This is a genomic window from Salinarimonas soli (assembly GCF_008386575.1).
In the GTDB taxonomy this organism is placed as follows: Bacteria; Pseudomonadota; Alphaproteobacteria; order Rhizobiales; family Beijerinckiaceae; genus Salinarimonas_A; species Salinarimonas_A soli.
The window spans coordinates 48,500-57,826 of record NZ_VUOA01000019.1 but is presented as its reverse complement, the minus strand read 5'-3'; the positions used below and the strand labels follow the sequence as shown (position 1 = coordinate 57,826).

Sequence of the window (9,327 nt, the reverse complement as noted above, 5' to 3'; positions counted from 1 at the left end):
CGGCGCCTCCGGCGTCGGCTCAGGCGGCCTTGCGGTTCACGCGGTCGACGGCGAGCTTGTTGAGGCGCTCGTCGGTCTTCTTCTCCTCGTCGAGGGTCTGCTGCAGCAGCTTCGCCGCGTCGCCCATGCCGAGTTCCTCGGCCCAGGCGCGCAGGGTGCCGTAGCGGGCGATCTCGTAATGCTCGATGGCCTGGGCGGCGGCGATGATGCCGGCCTCCCGGACGTTGTCGTCCTCGGCCTCCTCCAGCACCTCGCGGCCCTCCTCGATGAGGCTCTGCATCGCCTCGCAGGGCTCGCCGCGGGCGCGCCGGTCGAGCATCTCGAAGATCTGCTCCAGCCGCTCGACCTGCCCCAGGGTCTCGTCGCGATGCTCCTCGAGCGCCTGCTTGAGCTCGGGGGTCTTCACGGACTTCACCATCTTGGGGTAGGCGCGGATCGCCTGCTTCTCGGCGTGGTAGACGTCCTTGAGCATGTGGACGAACAGGTCCTGCAAGCTTTTCATGGGGTTCTCCGGACGGGGATCGACGGCTTGCGCCGGCGATTCAACCATGCGTCCGCGGGGCGGTTCCGGGCACCCGACCTGGAAAGAAAAACGGCGCAGTCGGATGATCCGACTGCGCCGATGAGGTGCCGGCCCGTGGGGGCAGATTGAGCCGGTTGCCTCGATAACGCCGCCGGCGAGGGCCGGTTCCGCAGGGCTCGAAAATTTTTTGAACCGCCGCTTTCGCTGCCCCTCCCTGCGCCACCGAGGGGCAGGAACCGGGGTCCGGACCTCGCGTTGACCCCTAACAAGCCCGGGGTCGGAGAGCCCCATGCACGAGGCGAGGAGGCCCAACGTGGTTCCGGTCAACGACGTCGACCATCCCTGCTGCTCGCAGGATCTTCCCCTGGAGCTGCGCAGCCTGTCGGCCACCGCGCAGCGCGGCGAGACGGGCACGGCCCGCATGGTGAGCGGCGTGTCGCTCACGGCGCCGCAGGACGACGTGATCGCCCGCGATCTCGCCTGCCGGGGCCTGCTCATCCCGGCGTCGGGCCGAGCCATCACGGCGAGCTCGTCGCCCCATCACTGACGCGCCCTCAGACTGCGGCACCCATCGGCGCGCAGGACGAGGCACCAACATCGAGGTGACCATGTACCAGTCCAGCGCCCCGATCGCGCCCAGCGCGGCGGTCAGCTTCCTTCTCAGCCCCGACGTGGTGCTGGTGATCGACATGTTCCGCGCGCTCGGCGACTTCGAGGAGCATTACGACCTCTCGGCCCTCGACCGCCTGGAGGATCGGCTCGCGGCCATCATCGACCCCTGCGCGGCGCGCGGCCTCGTCTCCGACGCGCTCCTCCTGGGCTTCGCGCTCCGCACGGAGCGCAGCACCACCTGGGCCATGCATCCCGTCGGCAGCCGCCGCGCCACCCCGCACGAGTACCGCCTGCTCGGCCTCGTGGCCGCCTGCATGCACGGCGACACGGATCTCGCCGCCGAGGCCCTGCGGGGTCTAGGCGTCGCGGGCAACCACACGATCCTCTCGCTCGCGGGCGAGGTGGCGCAGCGCCTCGCCGCCGCGGGCGTCGAGCTCGACCCGCCGGACGCGCGCCTCATCGCCGACGACGAAAGCGACATCCTGGCCCTCGGGCGCGTCGACGCCCCCGCGAGGCGCCACCGCGCCCGCGAGTAGCGGGAGCGGAGCTCGGCCGGAGCCAGGGAACAGGTCAAGCTTGGCCGCGTTGCCCCCAGGTCGAGTCCCCAGGAGAACGCTCACATGAACAACATCATCTGGCTCATCGGAGCGATCGTCGTCATCCTCGCGATCCTGTCCTTCCTCGGTCTCCGTTAAGCCGAGTCCGACACAGGTCACGCCATGAGAAGCGCCCGACGAGGGCCGGTTTCCCCCGGGGAGCCGGCCCTTCGACGTTGCCGGGCCCTCACTCCCGCGCGGGCGACAGGCCGAGCTCGGCCAGGATCTCGTCGGTGTGCTCGCCGAGCCCCGGGGCCGGGCGGCGGATGCGGAAGGGCCCGCGGCTGAAATCCACCGGCAGGCGCAGCACCGTCACCTCGCCGCCGCCGGGCTGGTCGTAGGTGACGGCCAGCCCCTGGTGGCGGACCTGCGGGTCCTCGAACACCTCCTCGACCCCGAGCACAGGCCCGCAGGGCACGCCCGCGCGGTTGAGCACCTCGATCCAGTGGGCGCTCGGCCGCGCCCGCGTCGCGCCCTCGATCACCCCGTTGATCGCCGCCCGGTTGGCGACGCGCAGGTCGTTCGTGGCGAAACGCGGGTCGGCCAGGGCCTCGTCGAGCCCGAGCGCCCGCATCAGCCGCTCGTAGAACACGTCGCTGGAGGGCGCGATCGCCACCTCGCCGTCGGCGGTGGCGAACAGGCCGTAGGGTGCGGCGATGGGGTGGTCGTTGCCCGTGCGCGGGGGCGCGGCGCCGCTCGCGAAATAGTTCGTGGCGTGGAAGCCGAGGAAGCTCACGAGGCCGCCGAGCAGGCTCACGTCGAGGGCCTCGCCCCGCCCCGTGCGCTCCCGCCCCACCAGGGCGGCGACGATTCCGAGCGCCCCGTAGAGCCCTGCCACCATGTCGCTCACCGGCGGCCCGGCCCGCAGGGGCGGGTCCCCGGCCCGGCCGTTGAGGCTCATGAAGCCGCTCATGGCCTGGGCGATGAAGTCGAAGGCGGGCCGGTCGGCATAGGGTCCCGTGGCGCCGAAGCCGTTGACGCTCGCCGCCACGATGCCGGGGCGGATCGCCTCCAGGCGCTCGCGGGAGAAGCCCATCTTGTCCATCACGCCGGGGCGGAAATTGTCCACCACCACGTCCGCCGTCGCGATGAGGCGCTCCAGCACGGCGCGCCCCTCTGGGCTGTAGAGATCGAGAGCGATGGAGCGCTTGTTGCGGTTGAAGTTGGCGAAGTACCAGGAATAGCCGTCCTTGAGGTAGCCCTGGCCCCGGACCTGGTCCCCCTCGCCCGGCGCCTCCACCTTGATCACGTCCGCCCCCATGTCGGCCAGAAGGGCGGTGCAGAACGGGCCGGAGAGGACGCGGGTCAGGTCGACGACGCGGATGCCGGACAGGGACACGGGCTCGCCCTCTTCTCGTTGCCTGCCCCGACCATAGGGGCCCGGCGCCGATGCGGGAATGCAGGTTTTTCGCACGCTCCACGGGATCCACCGCGCGTCCGGCGCGTTTTGAACGATCCACGTATCGACGATCGGGGTTTCTGAGCGTGCGCCTGCACCGTTTCATCCCTGCCATTGCTCGATGTCGACCAGGGAGGATGCCATGCAGTCGGGTACCGTGAAGTTCTACAACGAAACCAAGGGCTACGGATTCATCCAGCCCGACGACGGCGGCAAGGACGTGTTCGTCCATGCCACCGCGCTGGAGCGGGCCGGCCTGCGGGGCCTCGCCGAGGGCCAGAAGGTTCGCTTCGACACCGAGGTGGACCGCCGCTCGGGCAAGCCCGCGGTGGGCACGATCGAGCTGGCCTGAGGCCGTCTCGGCTCCGGGGGCCCATGCGGTCCCTCTCTCTGGGCGGCCCCACGGGCCGCCTTTTTCATGGGCGTGGAGCGCCCCCCTCAGCCGTGCTATCGCGTGCCCCATGAGCGCCCTTCCCGACGACCTGTGCCAGAGCTGCGGCGCGTGCTGTGCAACCTCGGCCGCCTGGCCGCGTTTCTCTCTCGAGGACGATGAAGCCCTCGCCCGCATCCCGGATGCCCTCGTCGCCGACGGGGGTTCTGGCATGCGCTGCGTCGGCGACCGGTGCTGCGCCCTCCAGGGCGTCGTCGGCGAATCGACCGCCTGCGGCATCTACGCGGTGCGCCCCGACGTGTGCCGCGAGTGCCAGCCCGGCGACGAGGAATGCCTCATCGCCCGCCGCCTCCACGGGCTCGACGTGTCGATCTTCGTGGATGCGGCCATGTGACGATCGCCGCCCTTGCGAGAAAAGGGAGGCGAACGCTAAAAAATCGTGCTAGGGGGCCTCCGCGAGCATCGGCCCATTGCGCCGGACAAACCTGCGATCCTACGGCCGCGCCGCGTCCGGGGTATCGCGCAACACAAGGATTGGACATCACTTGCAAGTTCTCGTTCGTGACAACAACGTCGATCAGGCTCTCCGCGTCCTCAAGAAGAAGATGCAGCGCGAGGGCATCTTCCGCGAGATGAAGCAGCGCAAGGCGTTCGAGAAGCCGTCCGAGCGCAAGACCCGCGAGAAGGCCGAGGCCGTGCGCCGCGCCCGCAAGGCGGCCCGCAAGCAGGCCCAGCGCGAGGGGTTGCTCCCCATGCCCAAGCGTGCCGTGAAGCCCGCCCGTCCCGGCGCTCCGCGTCCCGGCGGCCCCGGCCCGGCCCCGCGTCCCGCGACCGTCTGATCGATCCCAGGTCCCAAGGGGCCCGAATCACCCACGCGACGCCGGGCCCCGCCCGGCGTTTTGCGTTTGGGGGGTGCGGTTGAGCCGCTGCGCTCCTCCCCCTCAGGGCAGCTCGCACAGATAGTGCAGCCCGTCCGTCCGGCACAGCGACACCCGCCATTCCGCGATGCGCCCGTCGATGGCGGTGGCGGTGCGGTCGACGGCGAGGAGCGGGGTGCCGGGGGCGAGCCCCAGATGCTCGGCCTCACGGGGGCCTGCCGCCACCGCCTTCAGGCGCTCCGTGGCCGCCGCGATGGTGACGCCGAACTCGGCCGCGTAGAGCTCGTAGAGATTGTTGGGCAGCGCCCGCTCGGCAAGACCTGGGTAGAGCGCGTCGGCGACGGTGATCCGCTCGACGATCGCCGCCGTCCCGCCCACGCAACGCACGCGCTCGATCTCGACGAGCCCCGCGCCCGCCGCCACGCCGAGCCGCCCGGCCGCGGCCTCGTCGGCGGCGCGGCGCGCGACGGCGAGCACCCGGCTCTCGGGAAAGCGCCGCTCGCCCGAATCGGGGATCAGCTTGAAGAACTGGAACAGGATGCGTTCGTCGTCGTGACGGGCCACGTAGGTGCCCCGGCCCTGGCGCCGCACCACGAGGCGCTCCGCCGTGAGCTCGTCGAGGGCTTTTCGCACGGTGCCCTGGCTGACCCCGAGATCGGCCGCGATCTCGAACTCGCTCGGCAGCGCCTGGCCCGGCTGCCACACCCCCTCCGCGATGCGGCGCACCAGCGTCTCGCGCACCCCGCGATAGAGCGGCCTGACGCGCGGCGCCGTCTCCCCATCCCCCGCCATGCCGGACGCCTCCGCCGCAACCCTCGGCGGTCTTATAGAAGACTTGTTGACCACCCACAACAGGTCTTATACAAGACCCGCATCGACACAGTCGGGGAGGTCGCGATGGCGACGAGCGAGCTGGCCGGGACCAAGGCCGGAGAAGGCACTCACGGGACGGCGGGCAAGAACCCGCACCTCCTGGTTCACGAGGCGAAGGACACGGTGGGCGTGGTCGTGGTGGAGGGCCTCAAGGCCGGCACCGACATGCTCTGCGTGGTCACCCACGACGATTCCGACTTCCGCCTGACCGCGAAGCACGACATCCCGATCGGCCACAAGGTGGCCCTCGCGGACATCAAGTCCGGCGACACGATCTGGAAGTACGGCCAGGACATCGGCAAGGCCGTCGCCGACATCGGCAAGGGCGAGCACGTCCACGTTCACAACGTCAAGACCAAGCGCTGGTGAGGCAAGCATGTCCAATTACGGTGAACTGACCTTCCAGGGCTGGCGGCGCGAGAACGGCCGCGTCGGCGTGCGCAACCACGTCGTCATCCTGCCCCTCGACGATCTCTCCAACGCCGCCTGCGAGGCGGTGGCGAACAACATCAAGGGCACGATGGCCCTGCCCCACGCCTATGGCCGCCTCCAGTTCGGCGAGGACCTCGACCTGCATTTCCGCACCCTCATCGGCACGGGCTCGAACCCGAACGTCGCGGCGGTCGTGGTGATCGGCATCGAGGACCAGTGGACGAACCGGGTCGTCGAGGGCATCGCCAAGACGGGCAAGCCCGTCACGGGCTTCGGCATCGAGGGCACGGGCGACATCATGACGATCGCCAAGGCCTCCCGCGTCGCCAAGGACTACCTCCAGTGGGCCTCCGAGCTCCAGCGGGAGGAATGCCCGATCTCGGACCTCTGGGTCTCCACGAAGTGCGGCGAGTCCGACACCACGACGGGCCTGTCGTCCTGCCCCACGGTGGGCAACATGTACGACAAGCTCATCCCGCACGGGATCTACGGCTGCTTCGGCGAGACCTCCGAGATCACGGGCGCCGAGCACCTCGCCAAGGCGCGGGCCGCCTCGCCTGAGATCGGCGAGAAGTGGTACCGGATGTGGAAGTCCTACCAGGACGACGTGATCGAGCAGTTCAAGACCTCCGACCTCTCCGACAGCCAGCCCACCAAGGGCAACATCGCCGGCGGCCTCACCACGATCGAGGAGAAGGCGCTGGGCAATCTGGAGAAGATCGGCCGCGAGTGCCGCTACATCGACGCGCTCCAGCCGGCGGAGGCCCCCGCCAAGGGCCCCGGCCTCTACTACATGGACACGTCCTCGGCCGCGGCCGAATGCGTGACCCTCATGGCGGCGGGCGGCTACGTGGTCCACACCTTCCCCACGGGCCAGGGCAACGTCATCGGCAACCCGATCGTCCCCGTGGTGAAGATCACGGGCAACCCGCGCACGGTGCGCACCATGTCCGAGCACGTGGACGTGGACGTCTCCGGCGTGCTGCGCCGGGAGATGACCATCCCGCAGGCCGGCGACGCGCTCATCGACATGGTGGTCCGCACCGCCAACGGCCGCCTCACGGCCGCGGAGTCCTTAGGCCACCGCGAGTTCGTGATGACGAAGCTGTACCGCAGCGCCTGACCGCCGCGCCCTCCCCTCGCGGGGAGGGTGATGGCCCACGGGCAAGGCGCCGACGCGCTCCCCTCCCCCTTGCGGGGAGGGGTTGGGGGTTGGGGTGACGGCTGCGGTGGAGCAAAACGAGGCTCAACCAATCGGCTGACGACATCTCCGGTTGGATCACTGCCGTCACCCCCACCCCAACCCTCCCCCGCAAGGGGGGAGGGAGCACCGAGAGGCAAGCTCACCCCGTCATCCCCGGCTGGAGCTGGCGAAGCCAGCGGAAGGGAAGGGGATCCAGCGCAATAATGCTGCTGCGAAGCAGCTCCTCAGGCCCGCAAAGGGCCCTGGTCGGGCATAAAGCGTCGCTTCGCGACATCAAGATGTGCTGGATCCCCTTCCCTTCCGCCGCTACGCGGCTCCAGCCGGGGATGACAGCGTGAGCCTGCCACCCCACCGCCCTCCCCGGAGGGCTCCCTCCCCCGCGAGCCGCGCGGGGGACCACGCGTTTCAAGGGCTGTCATGGCGCACCCCTCCTCCGCGGCGGCGAGCCCCCTCGCCGACCATCTCCGCCGGCTCCTGCCGGGGATCGCGCTCGCGCTCGCCGTCGCGATCGCGGCGACCCTCGTGACGCCCCTGGCGGCTCTCGTGGCGCCGATCCCCTCCATGGTGATCGCGCTCCTCATCGGCATCGCCCTGAACGGCCCGGCGAGCCGGCCGGTGTTCGAGCCGGGGCTCACGTGGTGCGTGAAGAAGCTGCTGCGGATCGCCATCGCGCTGCTCGGCCTGCGCATCGCGCTCCTCGACATCTGGGACCTCGGGCCCGCCACCGCACTCCTCGTCCTGGTCTCGATGGCGGCGACGCTCGTGAGCGGCGTCTGGTTCGCCAAGGCGCTCGGACTCGACGTCGGCTACGGGGCGCTCGCGGGCGCCGCGACCGCCGTCTGCGGCGCCTCCGCGACCCTCGCCACCTCGAGCGTGGTGCCCGCCTATCCCCGCAAGGGCGCGGACGTGACCTTCACGGTGGTGGCCGCCAACGCGGTCTCGACCCTGGTGATGGTGCTCTATCCCCCGCTCTGCAAGGCGCTCGGCTTCGATCCCCAGACCACGGGCATCCTGCTCGGCGCCACGATCCACGACATGGCCCAGGTGGTGGGCTCGGGCTACGCGGTGTCGGAGGCGGTGGGCAACACCGCCGTGATCGTGAAGCTGTTCCGGGTCTTCCTCCTCCTGCCCGTCGTGGTGGCGATCGGCTGGTGGTTCGTGCGGCGAGAGGGGCGCGCGGGCGAGGCCAAGGTGCCGCCGCCCGTCTTCGCCCTCGTCTTCCTCGCCCTGTGCCTCGTCAACAGCCTCATGCCGGCCCTGCCGGGCCTGATGCCGGCCTACGCCCCCGTGAAGGCGTTCCTGTCGGGGGCCTCCAATTGGGGCCTCCTCGTCGCCATCGCGGCGCTCGGCCTCGGCACGTCGATACGCACCATCCTCGGCACGGGCTGGCGCCACATCGCGGTGTTCGCCGGCACCACCCTCGTCCTCCTGGCCCTCGTCGTGACGGGCCTTCTCGTCCTGCCCTGAGGCGTCCCATGCCCGATGTCGTGATCAGCGAATTCATGGACGAAGCCGCCATCCGCGAGGAGCTGGCGGGCTTCGACGTCCATTACGACCCTACCCTCGTCGACCGCCCCGACGAGCTCGTCGGGCTCCTGGCGGAAGCGCGCGCGCTCGTCGTGCGCAACCGGACGCAGGTGCGCGGGCCCCTGCTGGAGGCCGCGCCCTCGCTCCAGGCGGTGGGGCGGCTCGGGGTCGGCCTCGACAACATCGACGTGGAGGCCTGCCGGGCCCGCAGCGTCGCGGTGTTCCCCGCCACGGGCGCCAACGACGTGGCGGTGGCCGAGTACGTGATCGCCACCGCCATGACGCTCCTGCGCGGCGCCTACGCGGCGACGGCGGAGGTCGCGGCCGGCCAGTGGCCCCGCAACCGCCTCATGGGCCGCGAGACCCACGGGAAGCGCCTGGGCCTCGTCGGCTTCGGCGCCATCGCCCGCGAGACGGCCACCCGGGCGGCGGCGCTCGGCATGACGGTCCAGGCCTACGATCCCTTCGTCCCCGCCGACCACCCGGCCCGCCGCCAGGCCTACGGCTATGTCGAGGCGCCCGAACTCGAGGCGCTGCTCGCCGCGTCCGACGTGGTCTCGCTTCACGTGCCCCTCACGGATGGGACGCGCAACCTCATCGACGCGGCGGCGCTCGCCCGGATGAAGCCCGACGCGATCCTCATCAACGCCGCCCGCGGCGGGGTGGTGGACGAGGCGGCGCTCGCGGCGGCGCTGCGGGCGGGACGCCTCGGGGGCGCGGCCCTCGACGTGTTCGAGAGCGAGCCCCTCGCGGCGGCGCACGGCGCGCTCTTCGCTGGCATCCCGAACCTCATCCTCACCCCCCATATCGCGGGGGTCACCATCGAGTCGAACGTGCGCGTGTCGCACGTGACGGCGCAGGCCGTGCGCCGGCATCTCGCGGGAGCCTGAGC

At 70.9% G+C, this 9,327-nt stretch carries 12 protein-coding genes; 9 read left to right on the top strand and 3 right to left on the bottom strand.

What is annotated here, in order from left to right; genetic code table 11:
- Positions 1-19 precede the first annotated feature (19 nt).
- Positions 20-502, bottom strand: a complete 483-nt coding sequence (locus F0L46_RS09390; protein WP_149816902.1) for a YciE/YciF ferroxidase family protein — start codon at positions 500-502, stop codon at positions 20-22.
- 310 nt (positions 503-812) lie between these two features.
- Here F0L46_RS09390 and F0L46_RS09385 point away from each other — a divergent pair, with 310 nt between their 5' ends.
- Both F0L46_RS09385 and F0L46_RS09380 read left to right on the top strand, forming a co-directional pair.
- The gene (locus tag F0L46_RS09385) at positions 813-1,070 is read left to right on the top strand and encodes a hypothetical protein (RefSeq protein WP_149816901.1); all 258 of its coding nucleotides are present in this window, start codon (positions 813-815) and stop codon (positions 1,068-1,070) included.
- A 61-nt stretch (positions 1,071-1,131) separates the two neighbouring features.
- Positions 1,132-1,671, top strand: coding sequence for a hypothetical protein (locus F0L46_RS09380; protein WP_149816900.1), 540 nt, complete (start codon positions 1,132-1,134; stop codon positions 1,669-1,671).
- 247 nt (positions 1,672-1,918) lie between these two features.
- Here F0L46_RS09380 and F0L46_RS09375 read toward each other — a convergent pair whose 3' ends face one another.
- Positions 1,919-3,070, bottom strand: a complete 1,152-nt coding sequence (locus F0L46_RS09375; protein ID WP_149816899.1) for a CaiB/BaiF CoA transferase family protein — start codon at positions 3,068-3,070, stop codon at positions 1,919-1,921.
- A 202-nt stretch (positions 3,071-3,272) separates the two neighbouring features.
- On the opposite strand from F0L46_RS09375, the gene F0L46_RS09370 reads away from it, so the two are divergent.
- From F0L46_RS09370 to rpsU, 3 genes are all read left to right on the top strand, one after another.
- Positions 3,273-3,482 (top strand): cold-shock protein, encoded by a 210-nt coding sequence (locus F0L46_RS09370; RefSeq protein WP_149816898.1) that lies wholly within the window; start codon positions 3,273-3,275, stop codon positions 3,480-3,482.
- A gap of 109 nt (positions 3,483-3,591) precedes the next feature.
- Positions 3,592-3,915, top strand: a complete 324-nt coding sequence (locus F0L46_RS09365) for a YkgJ family cysteine cluster protein (protein ID WP_149816897.1) — start codon at positions 3,592-3,594, stop codon at positions 3,913-3,915.
- Positions 3,916-4,066: 151 nt separating this feature from the next.
- Entirely contained in the window at positions 4,067-4,360 is a 294-nt protein-coding gene (gene rpsU, locus F0L46_RS09360; RefSeq protein WP_149816896.1) for a 30S ribosomal protein S21, read from the top strand.
- A 102-nt stretch (positions 4,361-4,462) separates the two neighbouring features.
- Here rpsU and F0L46_RS09355 read toward each other — a convergent pair whose 3' ends face one another.
- Positions 4,463-5,191: a GntR family transcriptional regulator gene (locus tag F0L46_RS09355; protein ID WP_149816895.1), complete on the bottom strand. Its 729-nt coding sequence runs from the start codon at positions 5,189-5,191 to the stop codon at positions 4,463-4,465.
- A gap of 105 nt (positions 5,192-5,296) precedes the next feature.
- Here F0L46_RS09355 and F0L46_RS09350 point away from each other — a divergent pair, with 105 nt between their 5' ends.
- The 4 genes from F0L46_RS09350 to F0L46_RS09335 all read left to right on the top strand — a co-directional run bounded on the left by F0L46_RS09350 (position 5,297) and on the right by F0L46_RS09335 (position 9,325).
- Entirely contained in the window at positions 5,297-5,641 is a 345-nt protein-coding gene (locus F0L46_RS09350; protein ID WP_149816894.1) for a UxaA family hydrolase, read from the top strand.
- Between the two features lie 7 nt (positions 5,642-5,648).
- Complete coding sequence (locus F0L46_RS09345) at positions 5,649-6,827, top strand: UxaA family hydrolase (RefSeq protein WP_149816893.1); 1,179 nt, start codon at positions 5,649-5,651, stop codon at positions 6,825-6,827.
- Between the two features lie 498 nt (positions 6,828-7,325).
- The gene (locus F0L46_RS09340) at positions 7,326-8,375 is read left to right on the top strand and encodes a YeiH family protein (RefSeq protein WP_149816891.1); all 1,050 of its coding nucleotides are present in this window, start codon (positions 7,326-7,328) and stop codon (positions 8,373-8,375) included.
- Positions 8,376-8,383: 8 nt separating this feature from the next.
- Positions 8,384-9,325: an NAD(P)-dependent oxidoreductase gene (locus F0L46_RS09335; RefSeq protein ID WP_149816890.1), complete on the top strand. Its 942-nt coding sequence runs from the start codon at positions 8,384-8,386 to the stop codon at positions 9,323-9,325.
- Positions 9,326-9,327: the final 2 nt, after the last annotated feature.